We start from the raw sequence: 18224 nt of genomic DNA on the forward strand, positions 1-18224 counted from the left end.
AACTGGTATCTGGCCAATAGCACCGGCGAATGCTATCGCATTCCGCCTTTGAGATAGGGGATGCGCCATGAAATGGGTTTGTGGTTTAAAGATTCTGTCTGTCGAACCTACCGAAAAGGGAACCCTTGTCATGAAGTGGTCCGATGGCACGACACGCGTATTCGATCCTATGCCGCGATTGCAGGGCGATTTCATGGGTAGGCTGAGGGACTTCGGGTATTTCAAGAAGGTTCGCATCACGGAATTCGGCGATGCGGTCGAATGGCCTGCTGGCCAGGATTTCGCGCCTGAGTCGCTTTATGAGAACTCGGTGCTGTTAAGCGCCGGCGAGTAGAGGACCTCCTTCGGAGAGCGGTTCTTCTTCGCAGGGGCATTTGCTTGTGCAATCGCGATACAATTTACATTGGACACACGAGCGTTCGACTTGCTGCTGCAGCAAGTCGAACGCATTAGATTCTGCATGCTTTGTAAAGGAACTGCCCTATGGCTGATATTCATACGTTCGAAGGCGAGGACATCGTCGAAACGCTGGCTGCGCAGGCCGAAGGCCACGAGCCTGGCGAACTGGGTGCGCTGGCTTACCATCTGTACGACACGAATCCGGAACTCACTGAGGAAGAGGCGTTCGAGGCGTTCACCAACTGGGCTGCCGACCGCGGTATCGAGCTGTGGCCCCATCAAGAGGAAGCGCTCATGTCGCTCATGGTGGGCGATCACGTCATCTTGGGCACGCCTACGGGCAGCGGTAAAAGCCTGGTCGCGTTGGGTATGCACTTCATGGCCATGTGCTTCGGGGAGACCTCGTACTACACGGCTCCCATCAAGGCGCTGGTTAGCGAGAAGTTCTTCAACCTGGTGGAGCTGCTCGGCCGTGACAACGTGGGCATGATTACGGGCGATGTCCATATCAACACCGAGGCGCCCGTCATCTGCTGCACCGAGGAGATCTTGGCGAACCAGGCGCTGCGTGAGGGGCCGGATGCGCTCGTCCACAGCGTCGCCATGGACGAGTTCCACTTCTTCAGCGATACCGACCGCGGCTGGGCATGGCAGGTGCCGTTGCTCACGCTGCCGAAAACGCAGTTTTTGCTCATGAGCGCCACGTTGGGCGACGTTACGCAGATCGCCGATCTGCTGCGCCGCCAAACCACGCGCGATGTCTCTAACGTCACCGATGCCCCGCGTCCGGTGCCGCTTTCCTACGAATATGCGCTCACCTCGCTCGAGGGAACAGTCGAGCTTGCGCTGCGCAAGGACGAGGGTCCGCTGTACGTCGTGCATTTCTCGCAGGATGCGGCGCTTACCAGCGCGCAGAACCTGGCAAGCTACGGAGTGGCAACCAAGGAGCAGCGCGAGGCGGTTAAGGAGGCCATGAAGGGCGGGCAGTTCTCCACGGCGTTCGGCAAAACGCTGAAGCGTCTGTTGGGTTGCGGCGTGGGCGTGCATCACGCCGGCATGCTGCCGCGTTATCGCTTGCTGGTGGAAAAGCTTGCGCAACAGGGTCTGCTGCCCGTCATCTGCGGTACCGACACGCTGGGTGTGGGCATTAACGTGCCCATCCATACCGTGGTGCTCACGCAGCTTACCAAGTTCGACGGTCGCAAGATGCGCCGTTTGCGCAGTCGTGAGTTCCATCAGATCGCCGGCCGTGCGGGTCGCTCGGGTTTCGACATCGAGGGCGTGGTCATAGCCGAGGCCCCCGAGCACGAGATCGAGAACCACAAGGCCGAGGTGAAGGCCGCCGGCGACCCGAAGAAGCTCAAGAAGATCAAGAAGAAGCGCCCGCCCGAGAACTTCGTGAACTGGAACGAGAACACGTTCAACAAGCTCATCGAGTCGGTTCCCGAGCAGTTGACGCCGCGTATGCGCATCACGCATTCCATGGTGTTGGCAGAAGTGGAGCAGGGCGGCAACGCTCGTGCCCGCGTCGACCAGCTTATCGAGGATTCGCTGCAGCCGGCGGAGGAGAAGGTGAAGCTGCACGTGCGCGCCGCCGAGGTGTTGCAGACGCTCATCGATGCCGATGTGGTGGTGCACGAGGTGGACGAGAGCGGCGAGGACGTGTACTCGGTCACCATGGACCTGCCGGAGGATTTCGCGCTCGATCAGCCGCTGTCGCCGTTTTTGCTGGCGGCGTTGGAGCTGCTCGATCCCGAAAGCCCTGAGTACGCGTTCGATTTGGTATCCATGGTCGAGGCAACCTTGGAAGATCCGCGACAGGTGCTGCGTGCGCAGGAGCGTAAGGCGCGCGATGCCGCCATGGCGGAGATGAAGATGGATGGCGTGGACTATGACGAGCGCCTGGAGCGCATCGCCGACGTCACGTATCCCAAGCCGCTGGAAGATCTGCTGGACGCGGCGTTTTCGAAGTATTGCGATGCGGTACCGTGGGCGCGCGATTACTATCTGCGGCCGAAATCGGTGCTCCGCGACATGCTGGAAAGCGCGGCGGATTTCAAGGGGTACATCCAGAAGCTCGGCATCATGCGTTACGAGGGCATCTTGCTGCGCTACCTGTCCGAGGCGTTCCGTGGCCTTGACCGTACCATCCCCGAGGATAAGCGCACTGAGCAGCTGAAGGACATCATCGCTTGGCTCGGCTTGATCGTGCGCAGCGTCGACAGCAGCTTGGTCGACGAGTGGGAGAACGCCGGTGCGGTGCTGGATGCCGCCCCGCCTGACGCCGCCGGCGTTGAAGCGGTCGTGCGCGATCGACGCGGGCTTACCGTGCTTGTGCGCAACGCCTTGTTCAGTCGCGTGCGCATGGCGGCTCATCGCGATACAGCGGGGCTTGGCGAGGCCGATGGCGAGTGGGGCTTCGGCGAGCGTGCCTGGATGCAGGCTTTGGACGAGTACTACGAAGAGCATGAAGAAGTCCTGCTGGACGCCGACGCGCGTTCGAAGGCCTATCTCATGTTCGACGAGGCGGATGAGGAGGAGCTGCACGTGTGGCACGTGCGCCAGATTTTCCACGACGAGGCAGGGGATAACGACTTCGCCATCGTTGCCGATGTGGATTTGGATGCCACGCAAGAAGGCGACGGAGTGGTGTTCGCGAACTACCGCGTTGGTTTTGCCGACGAGCTGCTTGACGAGATGTAGCCGGTTCGCTGACTGTGCGCTTGCCGTTGCCGCTGTCGCTGTGCGTGCGGGGGAGCGGCGGGTTTCGGGCGCTCATCGGCGGCGATTTGCCGCTGCCAGATCCGCTAAGCGCCGGTAGCAACGAATTGGCACCGTTTGCGTGGCAAATCGATGCGGCTTCCTAGAGGCGTGCTAGGCTTATGGCGCGGGGCCCCAATCCGGTCTCGCGCCATAAGAAACCTAAAACATACGCGCGGATCGGAGGTCGGGTATGACTATCAAGAACGTTGTCGTCGCCGGTGGCGGGGTGCTGGGAAGCCAGATCGCATATCAGGCGGCATACAAGGGTTTCAATGTTGTGGTGTGGCTGCGTAGCGAAGGGTCCGTTGAGCGCGCGAAGCCGAAGTTCGAGCAGCTGCGCCAAACCTATCTGGGAACGCTCGAGGCGATGAAGAGCGACCCTGCGGCGTATTGCCGCGGCTTGGCCGACACGCCCGAGCTTTCCGTTGATGAAATCGAGCAGCTCAAACAGCGCGCGCAGCAGGCGTTCGAGAGCATCGTCTTCACCACTAGCTACGAGGATGCGGCGAAGGATGCCGACCTGGTGATCGAGGCCATCGCGGAAGATCCCAAGCAAAAAGATGCCTTCTGCGCCGAGCTGGCAAAGTACTTGCCGGAAGACACCATCCTCGTTACCAACTCTTCCACGTTGCTGCCTAGCCAGATCGCGGCGTCCACGGGTCGCCCCGAGAAGTTCCTGGCGTTGCATTTTGCCAACCGCATCTGGCGAAACAACACCGCCGAGATCATGGGCCATCCCGGTACGGACCAGGCGGCCTACGACGAAGTGGTTCGTTTCGCCGCCGATTTGGGCATGGTCCCGCTGCAGCTGCACAAGGAGCAGCCTGGCTACATCCTGAACAGCATGCTCGTGCCGTTCCTGAACGCCGCTGAGGCGCTGTATGCAACCGGAGTCGCCGACCCGGAGACCATCGACAAAACGTGGATGCTGGGTACGGGTGCGCCATTGGGCCCGTTCCGTATCCTGGATATCGTCGGTCTTACCACGGCGTACAACATCGTGGTGCTTGACCCGCGCACGAAGGACCCCGATTCCGTTCCCGCGAAGATCGCGGCAGCGCTCAAGGAGCGCATCGATGCAGGCAAGACGGGCGTCGATGCCGGCGAAGGGTTCTACCGCTACAACTAGGCTTGTGAGGCTCGCTTCTGTGAGAGGTCGTCTTCAGTTACAGTTAAGCTTGTGAGGCCGCTTCTTTACGAGGCCATCTCTTGCAACAACTAGGCTCGTGGGACCGTTTCTCTATGAGCTCGTCTCCTGCTACGACTAGGTTTCTGAGACGTGTCTCTTTGCGAGGTCGTTTCCCGGTGCAGCTAGACCTGTGAGGCTGCTTCTTTATGAAGCCGTCTTCCGCTGCAACCAGGCTTTGCGGGCATCTCTCATATAGGGGTTTCCTTTCAGCATTCATGGGGACTCGAGAAAAACCGGCGAACTTTTCTCGAGTCCCTTATATGGGACAGTAAAATCATCGAGACGGCGTACCATGCAAAGCATCAACTGAGAAACGCGCAGGTAAGGAGCCTGAAATGTTCGCCAAGAAGCACACGTCCATGTTCGGAGCATTTGCAATCGATTCGAAGGCGTCCCGCGGTCGTCATGCGCGTGTGAAGGGGCGTGCGCAGTTAGCTCGCTGTGCATTCGAGAGTTCAGCCGGGCGGACTCAGGCCTTTTCGGGCCAGCGTGCCTCACGGTCTGCGTGCCGCGCGATCGAAGGGCGGGCAGGGCAAGTTCAGACCTTTGCGGGCCAGCGCGTCTCGCAGCCTATCTCTTTCGACGAGGGCGAGTTTCTGATCGATGGGTACGGCGCATACGCTCCGTATGATCAAACTACCGAGCGTTACGCTGCCGAGGATTCGCTGCTGGACGAAGAGTCAAGCGAAACTGTTGAGAATGTGTCGTCGTGTGATGGGGCTTCCTCCGCGCAGCTCGAGCGCATGTTCCAGGAGTTCTTCCGCATGGGCGCCGCCGTCGCCATCGGCGAGTTGTTCGACGAGGGTATGCTGGGCGACAAGAACGCCGTGGCGTGCGATGTCCGCGACTATCTGGAAAGCTTCGGCATCGCCAGCTTCGACGAGGTTTGCAAGCTGGGCATAACCGGTCCGTACCTTGAGGACTTCAAGCGGATTTTCGCCGAAAACGCCAGTTTCCCGCCAGCAGCATAGGGTTGCCTGCGTGACCATCACTCACTCACTCACTCACTCACTCACTCAATCGCCTATCATATGCAGATGCGCAATGTGCGCGAAGGAAGCTGCGTGAGGGGTCCGTATGGCGAAGGAAGTCAGCAAAGAGCGCTTGTTGGCGTTGTTGAAGGTCATGTTCGAGAACACCGATGACGAGCAAGGGCTGACGCTTGAGCAGATCATCGAGGAGCTGGAGGCGGCAGGCGTGTCCGCGGAGCGCAAGGCCATCTACCGCGATTTCGAGGCGCTGAACAACGCGGGCATCGAGGTTCAGCGACAGCACGTCAAGCCCGTGCGCTACTTCCTAGCCAAACGCCCGTTTACCAAATCGGAGTTGCTGTTGCTCATCGATGCGGTGCAGGGAAGCCGCTTCATCACGGCGCGGCAATCGAGCTCGCTCGTTCGTTCCATCAAAAGCCTCGGGTCGAAACATCAGGTGAAAGGCCTTGAGAAGCAGGTGCATGTCGGCGGGCGTGTGAAAAGCCAAAACGATAGCGTGTTCCGCAACGTCGACGTCATCCAGGAAGCTATCGCCGCCAAGCGCATGCTATCGTTCAAATACACCAGTTACGATTGCTCGGCTCAGGTGCAGCTGCGCCATGACGGTAAAGCGTACACGCAAACGCCGGTGCAGCTTATGTACTCCGACGGCTTCTACTATCTGGTCTGCTACAGCGAGAAGTACGACGATTTCGCCAACTATCGCGTCGACCGCATGTGCGACATCCACGTGACGCAGCAGCGCGCAACGCGAAACGCCCGCATCGCCACGTTCGATGCGGATGAGTACGACCGTCGCGTGTTCGGCATGTTCTCGGGCAGCTCGGTGCGCGCGGTTTTGCGCGTAAGGGAAAGCGCCATGAACGCCGTGGTCGATCGTTTCGGGAAGGACGCGCGCGTGAGCGATATGGGCGACGGTACCGCCCGCGTAAGCGTGGCGGCCATGGCGACGCCGGTGTTCTTCGGCTGGATATCCCAGTTCGCTGGTCAGATCGCGGTAGAGTCGCCGTCAAGCTTGCGGCAAGGGTATGCCGAGTATCTGCGCAATCTGCTGCAGGACTACGAATAGCCGCATCGCGTTCGTCTGTTCCTTCTTGCACGCAGCAGCTTCGGGTCGTTCCTGCTGATTCTCTGCTATGGTGGAAGGGTATATTTCGAAGGGAACCATATGGACCTACGCAATCTTGACCCCTCATACGATGAATCGCGCGACAGCCAGCAACGCGGCGGCTTGTCGCTGGACATCGGTGCGCGATTCTACAACGATGGGCTCGCCTCCGACGACAAGCGGTGTTTTGAGGCGGCGCGGCAGTTCTATGAGAAAAGCTTGAGCTTCGGCAATCCTCAAGCCGCGGTGAACCTTGGTTATATCTACGAATACGGTCGTTTGGGCGAAGAGGACGCCGAGCAGGCGTTGGAGCTGTTCGAGCAGGCGGCGTTTTGCGAGCATCCGGAAGCGCTGTATAAACTCGGCGACATGCTGTATTGGCGCAATATCGAAGTAGCGGACGAGGCTGCGGCTGATGCACGCGCATTTGCTCTGTACGGTAAGGCGCATCGGCTTGCGCAGGGTCGCAATGAGCCCGATTGGCTGGGAAGCTCGGCTTTCAGGCTCGGAGGTTGTTTCGAGTATGGGCGTGGCTGCGCGCGCGATGATGCGCTGGCCCAGGCGTATTATGTGCAGGCGGCGGCGAACTTCGAGGCGGCTCTTGATGACGGGTTCAACTATTACCGCGGCAACCTGGAGAAATGCCACCGCGCATTGCAGCGACTGGGAGAGCGTTCCGACTCATATGCGCAGTGGAAGCCGCTGCCTTCGGGGGCGAAGTTCGATGTCGATGGCATTTTGCGCATCGATGGGGACTCGTTGGTCCCGGCGGGGTGTTACCGAGCCCGTTCGGGCGAGCAGATCATCGTAGGCCGGCATGATGTTGAAGAGGGCCAGCGTGTGGACCTGCGCTTCGAGGTGCTGCGTTGCGCGCGTATGGTGGAGTTCAACCTGGCCATGAGCGGTTCGGTGGAGAATCGCAGCACCGTGCGCATCACGTTCGACGAGCTGGGCGCGGCGCTCGAGCAGGAGCTGGGCGTGATGGGGCAGCGTGAGTTTCTGCAGTTGGACCCCGAGGATGCCGCCGCATTGCGCGGGCAGCTGCTCGGCTTCGAGCTGGCCTCATGGGAAGAGGCCTATCAGCCTTACATGGCCCAGGAAGACGACCTGGAGTGGAGCGTCAAAGTGCTCAGCGATACCCAGGGCTTTTCAAGCAAGGGCTGCGGCGCCTGGCCGTATTACCTGCCGTTTCTGTTCGAGGAGCTGCAGCGTTTCGGCGTGGCGAACATGTGGGTTCGTGGGCATTAACGCCGGAAGCGTCCGATTTCGGCACACGGCGGCGCCAGACGTGCCCGGTGGCGCTACAATGACCAGGTTGCATACTCTAGGAAAGGACCGCCATGTCGTCGTTCGATTTCGAAGGCCACATCACCGACATCGTCGATTATCCGAAGCCGGGCGTGGTGTTTAAGGACATCACCACGCTGTTGAAGAATCCGGACGGTTTCGAGGCCACTATCGATGCTATCGCCGAGCATTTCAAGGATGCGGGCGTGACGAAGGTCGTCGGCGCCGAGGCCCGAGGCTTCATGATCGGCGCACCGGTGGCATATCGCCTGCATGCAGGCTTCGTGCCCGCCCGTAAGCCGGGCAAGCTGCCGCGCGAGGTGCGCAGCGAAAGCTATGATTTGGAGTACGGAAGCGACGAGCTGCAGATTCACGCCGACGCCATCGAACCCGGAGACGTGGTGCTCATTGTTGACGACTTGGTTGCCACCGGCGGCACTGCCGAGGCGCAGGCTAAGCTCATCAAGCAGTTCGGGGCAACGTTGGCGGGCATGGGCTTTCTCATGGAGCTGGCGTTCCTGAATCCTCGCCAGGCCATCGCCAAGGTTACCGATGCCGACGTCTTCTCCCTTGTGCAGGTGCACTAAAAGTCACCGTTCAAACAACATAAGAGGCCGGGATGTGCAGTTGCTCTGCGCATCCCGGCCTCTGTTCGTTTCCGCTCCGGCGTGCTAACGGTCCATGTCTTCCAGTCGGCCATGGCGCTCGTAGCGGGTGATGCGCTCGGGGTGGTTGTCGTCGTCGACGAACACCACGCGCGGCGGGTTCGAGTCGGCTTCCTCGGGGGTCATCAGGGCGTAGCACATGATGATCACCTTGTCGCCCACCGAGACGCAGCGGGCGGCGGCGCCGTTGAGGCAGATCATGCCGCTGCCGCGCTGACCTGCGATGACGTAGGTCTCGAAGCGCTGGCCGTTATTCACGTCGACAATCTGCACCTGCTCGTATTCGCGGATGCCCGCGGCGTCCATCAGGTCTTCGTCGACGGTGATGCTGCCCACGTAGTCAAGCTCGGCCTGGACGACGGTGGCGCGGTGGATCTTGCCCTTCAGCATGGTAGAGAACACGGTGGTAGGTCCTTTCGTAGGTTTTGGAGATTGAAGTTATTCGCCGAAGATGAAGTTGTCGATGAGGCGCGTCTTGCCGATGTAGACGGCCATGGCGACCAGAACCGGCCCATCGACGGTCTCAACGGGCTTGATGCCGTCCCACGACACCATCTCGACGTAGTCGATGCGCGCCAGGGGCTCGGCCTCGATGAGCTGCTTCATGGCGTCCAGCACCGTGGCGGCGGAGTGCTCGCCGGCCTCCATCAGACGCTGGCCCTCGGCCACGGCGTGCGAGAGCACGAGCGCGGCTGCGCGTTCGTCGGCGGACAGGTAGGTGTTGCGCGAGCTTTTCGCCAGACCGTCCTCCTCGCGCACGATGGGGCAGCCCACAACCTGCACGTTCATGTTCAGGTCGCGCACCATGCGGCGGATGACGGCCAGCTGCTGGGCGTCCTTCTGGCCGAAGTAGGCGCGGTCGGCCTGGGAGATGTTCATGAGCTTGTTAACGACGGTGCACACGCCGCGGAAGTGCGTCGGGCGCGTTTTGCCGCACAGCTCGGCGGTGATGCCCTCGACGTTGACGTAGGTGCACGCATCGGGGAAGTACAGGTCAGCAGGCTCGGGGTGGAACACCAGCGTGGCGCCGGCGCCCTCGATCAGGCGCTTGTCGGCCTCGAAGTCGCGCGGATAGGTTTCCAGGTCCTCGCCCGGGGCGAACTGGATGGGGTTGACGAACACGCTGACCATGACGCGGTCGTTCTCGGCGACGGCGCGCTTGATCAGGCTCTCGTGGCCCTCATGCAGGTAGCCCATGGTGGGAACGAGGCCCACGGACAGGCCCTGCGCCTTCCACTCGCTGATAACCTGTTTCGCCTGTTCGGGGGTGGTGGCAACGGTAAGCATTTCGGTAGGTTTCCTTTCGGGTACGGTAAATCGGGAAGCGGCGGGAACGAAGCGCCGTAGGCACAGCAGGTCTCGGCACCTTGACACGCGGCTTATTGCGTTAAGGTTCTGATCGCACTCGCGATGAACCCGGGCACATCGGCGTTCGGATCCATCGCGAGCGCGATGTGGTCGCGGGGTTGACGGACCGGCGAACGCGGCAAGGATGCCTCGGCCGCGCCCGCCGGTCATCGGGCTAGTACAGCTTCTCGAGCACTTCGTCGTCGATCTTGAACGTGTGCTCGGCGGAGGGGAAGGAGCCCTCGCGCACCTCGTTGATGTAGCTGGCGAAGCCGTTGCGCATGGCCTCGCCCACGTTCGCGAAGCGCTTGACGAACTTCGGGCAGAAGTCGCTGAACATGCCCAGCATGTCCTGGTAGACGAGGATCTGGCCGTCGCAGCCGGCGCCGGCGCCGATGCCGATGGTGGGGACGCCCACTTCCTTGGTGACCAGGGCGGCAAGCTTGGCGGGCACGGCCTCGAGCACGATGGCGAACGCGCCGGCGGCCTCGAGCGCCTTCGCGTCGGAGATCAGCTTGCGCGCAGCGGCCTCGCTCTTGCCCTGCACCTTGAAGCCGCCGAACGCGTTGATGGACTGCGGCGTCAGGCCCAGGTGCCCCATGACGGGGATGCCGGCGGCCACCATGGCGGCAACCTGCGGGCACACCTCTTCGCCGCCTTCCAGCTTCACGCAGTTCGCGCGGCCTTCCTTGAGCAGGCGGCCGGCGTTGCGTACGGCATCGGGGACGCTGACCTCGTAGGACAAGAACGGCATGTCGCAGACGATCAGGGCGTTCTTCGCGCCGCGGGCGACGGCGGCGCTGTGGTGGATCATGTCTTCGACGGTCACGGACAGGGTGTCCTCGTAACCGAGCACCACGTTGCCCAGCGAGTCGCCGATGAGGATGCCGTCGATGCCGGCCTCATCCTCGAGCTTGGCGGTGGAGTAATCGTAGGCCGTGAGCATGGCGAGCTTGCGGCCCTCGGCCTTTGCCTGGGCGAACGTTGCCACGGTGTTCTTCATGGGTTTCTCTCCTTCGCTTTACCTGCGGGTTTGTGCTGATTCCAGCAGATTCCTCATCGGGGTGTGATCGCGCTCGGGGTGGCGCCGCGCGGCCAGGTCGCAAACGGAAAGCGACAGCGTGGCGTAGGTTTCGCGCGCCTGCCCGTCCAATGCGGCCAGATGCTTGCGCACCGTTTCGATGTCGTTGCGCTCGATGGGGCCGGATAGGGCGTTTTGCGGGCCTTTTTGCGCGATGGCGGCGCAATTGCCGGTGAACAGCGGGCCGGCGGCCTGCAGGGCCTGCTCGGGCGTGAACCCGCAGCTCTCCAGGATGCCCAGCCCCTCGGAGGCAAGGCCGCACACCAGATTGCTCAGGAACACCGCCGCGGCGTGGTAGCGCACTTTCGCGTCGGCCGCGATGGTGCAGTGCGGATTGCCCGCCGCGTCCAGCAGCGCGCCCGCCGCGTCCACCGCGGCCTGGTCGCCTTCAAGCGTGAAGAACATGCCGGCAAGGCGATCGGGCGCATCGGCGCTGGTCGGGACGTCGGGCACGGCGCACAGCGGGTGAACGCTCGCGCAAGTTGCCCCGGCTTTTCGGCATACGTCAAGCTCGCCGGAGGTCAGTGCGCCGCTTGCATGGCACACCATTTTTCCGGAAAGGCCGCCTGCCGGCGCGTTCGCCGCAGCATCGGCCAGCTGGCCGGCTGCTTCGGCGATGGCACCATCGGGCACGGTTATGAAGATGAGGTCCGTGGAATCAAGAAGCGCTTGCAGCGAGGAAAAGGAAACGGAATGCGTGCACTGCGATGCCCAAAGCGCCGCCTTTTGCGTGCGGCTTGCATAGCCTGAGATCTTCGAACCGTGTTCGAACAGATGCGTTCCCAGGGCGAACCCGATTTTGCCGGCTCCCACGAACCCCACGCGCAAGCGCGCGTCACGTTCTGCGGGGCACGAACCAACCGATACGGTCACGTCAGTGCCTTTCGTTTCTTTGCTGCGAGGCTGGATGCCTGGACTTGTTCCGGGTCACCCGCGCTCCTTTACGAGGGGGCAGTATACGCCGTGGCGAAGCGCCGGCGCAAGCGTCGTGGGCGTTCGATTCCGAATCCAAATGAAAGGCACGCAAACAGATGAAGTTGGACTATAGTTTGCGTTGTATTCAACCGAGAATAGCTTGCCAAGAGCGAGCCCTCGGCGCGAGCGGGCGATGCGTCTTCCCGTTACCCTGGAGACCGGGTGACGGAAGCGCCGAACGCCGGCTTTGCGCCGAGCATTAGGGAAAGAGGCGCCCATGAGGGACCATTCGCAACATATACAGCTGTCGCGCGAGGACGCGGTGGCGGCGACGTTGGCGGCGCTGGACGCGCAGCCGGAGGGTTTCGGCTGGCGTGGCGCGCAGGCGTCCGCTGACCATGCGGGCAAGGTGGAACGCAAGCTGGTGGAGCGCGTTTCCCCGGCAGAATCGGTGGGGCGCGTGCTGGCGTACGACGTGTGCGCCGTGAACGATATGCCCAGCGCGCTCACGTGCGCCATGGATTCCATCGCGCTGCACTGGTCCGATTTTGCCGGCCTTGCCGATGGCGAAGTGCCCGACACCAGCGCGTGGGTGCGCGGCCGGGACTGGGAGTTCGCCAACACCGGCGTCGCCATGCCCGAGGGGTTTGACACGGCCATCGTCATCGAGCATGCGCAGGTTTCCGCAGATGAGCAGCATGTGGTCATCGACGCGGCGCCGTCGAAGCCCGGCGCGGGCACGCGTCCGGTGGGCAGCTCCATGCGCCGCGGCGACGTGCTGGGCCGTGCCGGCCAGCTGATCACGCCCGACCTGGCGGCGCGCATGGGCTCGGGCAACAACGGGTCGGTGCCGGTGGTGCGCCGCCCGCGCGTGGCGTTCATCCCCACGGGCAACGAGCTGGTGGCCCCCGGCGTGCCGTTCGCCCCCGACCGCGCCGCCTCCTTCGCGGCCCGCGGGCGCAATTTCGAGACGAACAGCGTGCTTGTGAAGGCGAAGTGCGAGCAGTGGGGCGGGCGATTCATCCCGTTCGATATCGTTCCCGATCGCCGCGATGCCATCGAGGAGGCTATCGCGCAGGCGGTGGAAGTGGCTGACATCGTGGTGCTCAACGCCGGGTCGTCGAAGGGAAGCGATGACTGGTCTTGCGAGGTCATGGAGCAGATGGGGCAGATGATCTGCCACCAGACGAACCACGGCCCGGGGCACCATTCCAGCTTCGCCGTCGTCGACGGCACGCCCGTCGTGGGCATCTCGGGCCCCAGCGCCGGTGCGTCGTTCACGTTGAACTTCTACCTGCGTCCGCTCATGCGCGCGTTCTTGGGCCTGGATCCCGAGGTGCCGCGCACGCCCATGGTGCTGGCTGAAGCGTTTCCGGCCGGCGGCCACGGCCCGAAGGGGCATGGCGGTCCGGTCCGCGGCGAGGACAGGCCCGCGGAGCATCCGGCGCACAAGCCGGGCGAGCCCGAGTTCTTCGGCATCAAGCTGCTGCGCGCCGAGCATGCCGAGGACGGCACGCTGCGCGCCTGGCCCGTGCCCGGGCGCCCCGGCAGCCCGGAGAGCTTCGAGGCCAACGCCTACTATATGTTGCCTAACGGCCCGGGCATTAAGGCTCCCAAGCCCGGCGATGTGATCTGGGCAGAGTGGAGGTAGAGGCCGGCAACTAGCAGCCTGAGCAGCGGGCGGCCACGCATGGCGTGTGGCCGCCCGCGCCTGTAAGAGCGAAAATACGTTCGGTTTTCGACTTGCACGAACATCTGTGCGCGTGCTAGAATCCTTGCATCACATGAGCCAGTGCAGAAGCTTTCCCCTTCGGGCGTTGGGCCTGCGGGAATGTCGTGGCCGGCATCCGTCTCCGGGGTGCCCTTTCCTCTTCTGCAAGATCCTCGAAACCACGGAATGCAACGATAGTTTTCGCAGGTAAAGCCTGCTAGAATATCGTTGTACGAAATTCGAGGCATTAATGAGCAGACTCGTCGTTGCAGAGCATGCATTTAAGCACGGCCTAAGTGAGGAGAGCATACGGTTTGCCTGGGAAAATCGAATGGCGTCGCAGCACCGAAAGGCTCCGTATGAAGACCAAGTCGTTGCTATCGGGCTTACGGAAGACGGAAGGGTTGTTGAGTTAATCGGCTCCCAAAAACCTTCTGCGGTAGTGATTTACCATGCAATGGAGCCGCCAACGAAAAGAGTGCTGTTCGAACTTGGGCTATTGGCAAGGAGGCGGTAGGCATGGCAATGTCCGCGGATGAAATCAAAAAAGAATTCGGCATTACGCCTGAACAGCTTGACCAATGGGAGGCGGATGCCGCTGCCGGCATCTTGCATGGAGAACCTAGCGGGCCGGTTACATATGGTCCCGGCCGCCCTCTTATGTTCGATGAGGAAATGAAGCAGGTGGGGTTTAAAGAGCCGGTGAATAAAATCCTGCTCATAGACATTCGGGCAGCGCAGCTTGGGATGAAACGGTCGGAATATCTTCGCCATCTGGTAGATGAAGATTTGAAGCTCGCTGGCATTGCGTAGGGCGTGGGGGGTTGGTTCTCGTTGCGATTTGTGGGTGCCTATCGCCAACGTGGCGCCCATCACGAACAAGGAGTACTGGGTTCGCGGCTGCACGGCGCTGCTTGATGCGGTGGACGCGCATAAGGCGAAGGTTCTTAATCGGATGTTGGCGCGAACTTGGCATAGGCGGCATTCCGCGTGTCTATCGAATCGCTGTCGCCTGAGGGTTTGCGGCCTGATGGGTGGGCTTGTTTGCTATCATAGCCAAGTTAACGGTCTAACCGCTTTCAGCGTGCGTGAAGCTGAGCTGCGCCGGCTTCCCCGGTGAGTCCGCGGGTGCCGCCATCGCGTCGGTTTCCCCAGGCGTGTTCGCAGGTGCCGCCATCGCGCTGGCGCTGATCGGCCATGGGGCAGCTGCCGCCTTGCGGCGGGGATGCTAACGCGTGCGTTGGAATCGAAAGGAAAGAAACCAATGACCCAATACCTTACCGAGCGCGAGGTCCGCGGAATCGCGGAATACGCGCGCATCGGCCTTTCCGGGGAGGAGCTCTCCGAGATGACGGTCGATCTGAACAACATCATCGAAACGCTGCAGTCCATCAAGCAGCTGGACCTCGAGGGCGTGGAGCCTACGTTCCATCCCATCGGAAGCCTGTCCAACGTCATGCGAGAGGATGTGGAAACCGAGTCGTTCACGCAGCAGGTTGCGCTTGAGAACGCGCCGAAACAGCAGGACGGCAGCTTCCTGATCCCGTCCATCCTGGGCGAAGGGGGCGATGCGTAATGGCCATCTCCGATATGGGTATCGCGCAGATCCGCGAGGGTCTGGCATCCAAGCAGTTCACCGCTTGCGAGGTTGCGCAGGCGAGCCTCGACCGCATCGCGCAGGCCGATAAGCAGGTGCACGCGTTCCTAGAGGTTACCTCCGAGGCTGCCATGGCCGCCGCGCAGCGCGTTGACCAGGCTATCGGCGACGGCACGTTCGATACGCTCGGCCCGCTGGCCGGTGTGCCGGTGGCGTTCAAGGACAACATGAACATGACGGGCACGCACACCACCTGCTCCTCCCGCATGCTGGAAAACTACGTGTCTCCGTACACTGCAACGTGCGTGCAGCGCATTATCGATGCCGGCGGCGTGCCGCTGGGCAAGCTGAACATGGACGAGTTCGCGTTCGGCTCCACCACCGAGTCCTCCGCGTTCGGCCCCACGCGCAACCCGTGGGATTTGGGTCGCGTCCCGGGCGGCAGCTCGGGCGGCTCGGCGGCGGCTGTCGCCGCGGGCATGGCGTGCGTCACGCTGGGCTCCGACACGGGCGGCTCCATCCGCCAGCCCGCCAGCTTCTGCGGCATCGTGGGCGTCAAGCCCACCTATGGCACGGTCAGCCGTTACGGCGTGGTTGCCTTCGGCAGCTCGCTCGATCAGGTCGGCCCGTTCGCCCGCAGCGTCGAGGACGCCGCCGCCGCGATGGACGCCCTGTGCGGTCATGACCCCCTGGACTGCACGTCGCAGGACGTGAAGGCCGGTTTCCGCGCCGCATGCCAGCAGGATGTCGCGGGTATGCGCATCGGCGTGGTGCGCAGCTTCATGGATGCCAAGGGGCTGTCCTTCGAGGTTTCGGAGCGCGTGTCCGAGGCCGCTGCCAAGCTTGAGGCCGCCGGCGCAACCATCGTCGAGGTCGATCTGCCGCATATCGATGCCGCCATCAGCGCTTACTACGTGTTGGGTCCGTGCGAGGCGTTCTCCAACCTGGCCCGCTTCGACAGCGTGCGCTACGGCTACTGCGAGGAAGGCCACAAGGACCTGGGCAGCCAGTACGAGGCAAGCCGCGCCCATGGTTTCGGCGAAGAGGCGAAGCGCCGCATCATGCTGGGCAGCTACCTGCTTTCCGCCGGCGTGTACGAGCAGTACTACTATCCGGCCCAGCAGGTCCGTACGCTCATCACGCAGGACTACCGCAACGCCTACGAGCAGTGCGACGTCATCTTGGCGCCCACGGCCCCGGCTACGGCGTTCAAGTTCGGCGAGATCGCCGATCCGGCAACCATGTACCTGTCCGACGTGTTCACCATCTCCATCAACATCGCCGGCAACGGCGGCATGAGCGTGCCGTGCGGCTTGGGTGCGCAAAGCGGCATGCCCGTGGGCGTGCAGCTTATCGCCCCGCAGTTCAAGGACGAGAACATGTTCCGCGCCGCCATGGCGCTTGAGGCCGCCTACGGCAAGGCCCCCGTGGCCCCGAACTTCGCCGACGGGAAGGTGATTGAGTAATGCGTAAGCTCGAAGAAGTCCTCAAGGATTGGGAGGCGGTCATCGGCTTGGAGATCCACGCCGAGCTGACCACGTTGAACACGAAGATGTTCTGCGGCTGCAAGCTTGAGTTCGGCGCCGATCCGAACACGCACACCTGCCCGGTGTGCCTGGGTCTTCCGGGTGCTCTGCCCGTGCCGAACAAGGCTGCTATCGAGTCCATCGTGCTTGCCGGCCTGGCCACGAACTGCGATATCGAGAAGCACAGCATGTTCTACCGTAAGAACTACATGTACCCCGACATGGCTAAGAACTTCCAGACCACGCAGGGTCCGGTCGCGTTCTGCATGCGCGGACATCTCGATTTGGATGTCGACGGTCCGGCAGCCAAGGAGCGCGGCGATATCGCCGGCCTGAAGCCGGGCGAGACCTGCGAGAACGTCACCGTCACCGATTCCGGCTACACGGCGCACGTGGGCATCACGCGCATCCATATGGAGGAAGACGCCGGCAAGATGATTCACATCGGCGGCGATGAGGGCCGTATCGCGGGCGCTACGCACTCGCTGGTTGACTACAACCGCGCCGGCACGCCGCTCATCGAGCTGGTTACCGAGCCCGATCTGCGCACGCCTGAGGAGGCTCGTCTGTTCATGCAGAAGCTGCGTCAGATCTATCTGGCCATCGGCATCTCCGACTGCTCCATGGAGGAAGGCTCCATGCGTTGCGACGGCAACGTCAGCCTGCGCCGCCGCGGCTCCACGAAGCTGGGCGTGAAGACCGAGCTGAAGAACATGAACTCCTTCAAGAACCTGCACGATGGCTTGGCCTATGAGATTTGCCGTCAGGCCGAGGTTCTGGAAGAGGGCGGTCAGATCTACCAGGAAACCCGCCATTGGGACCCCACCATGAAGCACACCATCGTCATGCGCGTGAAGGAAACCGCTGACGACTACCGCCTGTTCCCCGAGCCCGACTTGGCGCCCTACGACCTCTCCGATGAGTTCATCGAAGGCGTGCGTGCCAAGCTGCCCGAGCTGCCCGACCAGAAGGCCGCCCGCTTCGCCGAGGAGTTCGGCCTGTCCGCGTACGATGCTCGCCATCTGGTCGACCATCGCGCCACGGCTGACTTCTTCGAAGCGTGCATGGAGGTTGCGGGCAAGGATGCCGCCAAGTTGGCGAAGCCCGTTGCCAACCTGGCCATCAACGACGTCACCGCATGGCTCAACGCCAGCGAGGATGCCGACCTTGCGCAAAGCCCGCTCACGCCCGCCCGCGCGGTGGAGCTGGTGAAGCTGCTCGCCGAGGACGCCATCTCGTCCAAGCAGGCCAAGCAGGTGTTCTCCGCTATCATGGATGAGGACAAGGACCCCTCGGTCATCGTTGAGGAGCGCGGCATGAAGCAGGTGTCGGACACCGGCGCCATCGAGGCCGTCGTGGACGCCATCATCGCGGCGAACCCCGACGAGGTTGCTCGCTATAAGGAAGGCAACACGAAGGTCATCGGGTTCTTCGTGGGCCAGTGCATGAAGGAGATGCGCGGCCAGGGCAATCCGAAGATCATCAACCAGTTGCTGGCGAAGAAGCTGGCAGAATAGCGTAAACGCAATCGCAAACGTAAACGAGGGGCCGCTGATGAGCGGCCCCTCGTGCGTTATAGGGTAAGGTTACTTGGCTTTATAGCCGATCTGGGTTGCTGACTAGGGGTACGGGCAGAGCTAGGGG

At 62.3% G+C, this 18224-nt stretch carries 17 protein-coding genes; 13 read left to right on the forward strand and 4 right to left on the reverse strand.

Annotated elements, in window-relative coordinates; genetic code table 11:
- Positions 1-67: 67 nt before the first annotated feature.
- The 7 genes from Q0D52_RS08440 (at position 68) to Q0D52_RS08470 (ending at position 8325) form a co-directional block, all read left to right on the forward strand.
- The gene (locus Q0D52_RS08440) at positions 68-334 is read left to right on the forward strand and encodes a DUF2442 domain-containing protein (protein WP_294381968.1); all 267 of its coding nucleotides are present in this window, start codon (positions 68-70) and stop codon (positions 332-334) included.
- A 149-nt stretch (positions 335-483) separates the two neighbouring features.
- Positions 484-3102 carry an RNA helicase gene (locus Q0D52_RS08445; RefSeq protein ID WP_294381970.1) on the forward strand — a complete coding sequence of 873 codons (2619 nt, stop codon included), beginning with the start codon at positions 484-486 and terminating at the stop codon, positions 3100-3102.
- A gap of 250 nt (positions 3103-3352) precedes the next feature.
- Positions 3353-4291 (forward strand): 3-hydroxyacyl-CoA dehydrogenase, encoded by a 939-nt coding sequence (locus Q0D52_RS08450; protein WP_294381972.1) that lies wholly within the window; start codon positions 3353-3355, stop codon positions 4289-4291.
- 395 nt (positions 4292-4686) lie between these two features.
- A complete protein-coding gene (locus tag Q0D52_RS08455) occupies positions 4687-5322 on the forward strand; it encodes a hypothetical protein (RefSeq protein WP_294381975.1) in 636 nt (211 codons plus the stop codon).
- A 106-nt stretch (positions 5323-5428) separates the two neighbouring features.
- Positions 5429-6412, forward strand: coding sequence for a WYL domain-containing protein (locus Q0D52_RS08460; RefSeq protein WP_294381977.1), 984 nt, complete (start codon positions 5429-5431; stop codon positions 6410-6412).
- Positions 6413-6511: 99 nt separating this feature from the next.
- Positions 6512-7699, forward strand: a complete 1188-nt coding sequence (locus tag Q0D52_RS08465) for a hypothetical protein (RefSeq protein ID WP_294381979.1) — start codon at positions 6512-6514, stop codon at positions 7697-7699.
- Between the two features lie 92 nt (positions 7700-7791).
- On the forward strand, positions 7792-8325 hold the full coding sequence (locus Q0D52_RS08470) for an adenine phosphoribosyltransferase (RefSeq protein WP_294381982.1): 534 nt from the start codon (positions 7792-7794) through the stop codon (positions 8323-8325).
- Between the two features lie 84 nt (positions 8326-8409).
- Here the strand turns inward: Q0D52_RS08470 and panD are convergent, their stop codons facing one another.
- The 4 genes from panD to Q0D52_RS08490 form a co-directional block, all read right to left on the reverse strand.
- Positions 8410-8805, reverse strand: coding sequence for an aspartate 1-decarboxylase (panD, locus tag Q0D52_RS08475; RefSeq protein ID WP_294381984.1), 396 nt, complete (start codon positions 8803-8805; stop codon positions 8410-8412).
- A 36-nt stretch (positions 8806-8841) separates the two neighbouring features.
- Positions 8842-9690, reverse strand: a complete 849-nt coding sequence (panC, locus tag Q0D52_RS08480) for a pantoate--beta-alanine ligase (RefSeq protein WP_294381986.1) — start codon at positions 9688-9690, stop codon at positions 8842-8844.
- Between the two features lie 235 nt (positions 9691-9925).
- Entirely contained in the window at positions 9926-10753 is an 828-nt protein-coding gene (panB, locus tag Q0D52_RS08485) for a 3-methyl-2-oxobutanoate hydroxymethyltransferase (protein WP_294381989.1), read from the reverse strand.
- 18 nt (positions 10754-10771) lie between these two features.
- Positions 10772-11704, reverse strand: coding sequence for a Rossmann-like and DUF2520 domain-containing protein (locus tag Q0D52_RS08490; protein WP_294381992.1), 933 nt, complete (start codon positions 11702-11704; stop codon positions 10772-10774).
- A 319-nt stretch (positions 11705-12023) separates the two neighbouring features.
- On the opposite strand from Q0D52_RS08490, the gene Q0D52_RS08495 reads away from it, so the two are divergent.
- The 6 genes from Q0D52_RS08495 to gatB all read left to right on the forward strand — a co-directional run bounded on the left by Q0D52_RS08495 (position 12024) and on the right by gatB (position 18097).
- The gene (locus Q0D52_RS08495) at positions 12024-13397 is read left to right on the forward strand and encodes a molybdopterin-binding protein (protein ID WP_294381994.1); all 1374 of its coding nucleotides are present in this window, start codon (positions 12024-12026) and stop codon (positions 13395-13397) included.
- Positions 13398-13976: 579 nt separating this feature from the next.
- A complete protein-coding gene (locus Q0D52_RS08500) occupies positions 13977-14270 on the forward strand; it encodes a hypothetical protein (protein WP_052297917.1) in 294 nt (97 codons plus the stop codon).
- 275 nt (positions 14271-14545) lie between these two features.
- Complete coding sequence (locus tag Q0D52_RS08505) at positions 14546-14689, forward strand: hypothetical protein (RefSeq protein ID WP_294381997.1); 144 nt, start codon at positions 14546-14548, stop codon at positions 14687-14689.
- Between the two features lie 32 nt (positions 14690-14721).
- Positions 14722-15033, forward strand: a complete 312-nt coding sequence (gene gatC, locus Q0D52_RS08510) for an Asp-tRNA(Asn)/Glu-tRNA(Gln) amidotransferase subunit GatC (RefSeq protein WP_042436539.1) — start codon at positions 14722-14724, stop codon at positions 15031-15033.
- Positions 15033-16520 carry an Asp-tRNA(Asn)/Glu-tRNA(Gln) amidotransferase subunit GatA gene (gatA, locus tag Q0D52_RS08515; RefSeq protein WP_294381999.1) on the forward strand — a complete coding sequence of 496 codons (1488 nt, stop codon included), beginning with the start codon at positions 15033-15035 and terminating at the stop codon, positions 16518-16520. The genes gatC and gatA overlap by 1 nt, the downstream gene beginning before the upstream one ends.
- On the forward strand, positions 16520-18097 hold the full coding sequence (gene gatB / locus Q0D52_RS08520; protein WP_294382000.1) for an Asp-tRNA(Asn)/Glu-tRNA(Gln) amidotransferase subunit GatB: 1578 nt from the start codon (positions 16520-16522) through the stop codon (positions 18095-18097). The genes gatA and gatB overlap by 1 nt, the downstream gene beginning before the upstream one ends.
- Positions 18098-18224: the final 127 nt, after the last annotated feature.

The organism is uncultured Senegalimassilia sp., from assembly GCF_934630535.1.
Taxonomy (GTDB): domain Bacteria; phylum Actinomycetota; class Coriobacteriia; order Coriobacteriales; family Eggerthellaceae; genus Senegalimassilia.

Coding starts and splice junctions, on each gene's coding strand:
- Q0D52_RS08440 (WP_294381968.1), top strand. CDS start 68: ATGAAATGGGTTTGTGGTTTAAAGATTCTGTCTGTCGAACCTACCGAA.
- Q0D52_RS08465 (WP_294381979.1), top strand. CDS start 6,512: ATGGACCTACGCAATCTTGACCCCTCATACGATGAATCGCGCGACAGC.
- gatA (WP_294381999.1), top strand. CDS start 15,033: ATGGCCATCTCCGATATGGGTATCGCGCAGATCCGCGAGGGTCTGGCA.
- Q0D52_RS08500 (WP_052297917.1), top strand. CDS start 13,977: ATGGCAATGTCCGCGGATGAAATCAAAAAAGAATTCGGCATTACGCCT.
- Q0D52_RS08455 (WP_294381975.1), top strand. CDS start 4,687: ATGTTCGCCAAGAAGCACACGTCCATGTTCGGAGCATTTGCAATCGAT.
- Q0D52_RS08460 (WP_294381977.1), top strand. CDS start 5,429: ATGGCGAAGGAAGTCAGCAAAGAGCGCTTGTTGGCGTTGTTGAAGGTC.
- Q0D52_RS08450 (WP_294381972.1), top strand. CDS start 3,353: ATGACTATCAAGAACGTTGTCGTCGCCGGTGGCGGGGTGCTGGGAAGC.
- Q0D52_RS08470 (WP_294381982.1), top strand. CDS start 7,792: ATGTCGTCGTTCGATTTCGAAGGCCACATCACCGACATCGTCGATTAT.
- panB (WP_294381989.1), bottom strand. CDS start 10,753: ATGAAGAACACCGTGGCAACGTTCGCCCAGGCAAAGGCCGAGGGCCGC.
- Q0D52_RS08495 (WP_294381994.1), top strand. CDS start 12,024: ATGAGGGACCATTCGCAACATATACAGCTGTCGCGCGAGGACGCGGTG.
- gatB (WP_294382000.1), top strand. CDS start 16,520: ATGCGTAAGCTCGAAGAAGTCCTCAAGGATTGGGAGGCGGTCATCGGC.
- Q0D52_RS08445 (WP_294381970.1), top strand. CDS start 484: ATGGCTGATATTCATACGTTCGAAGGCGAGGACATCGTCGAAACGCTG.
- panC (WP_294381986.1), bottom strand. CDS start 9,690: ATGCTTACCGTTGCCACCACCCCCGAACAGGCGAAACAGGTTATCAGC.
- gatC (WP_042436539.1), top strand. CDS start 14,722: ATGACCCAATACCTTACCGAGCGCGAGGTCCGCGGAATCGCGGAATAC.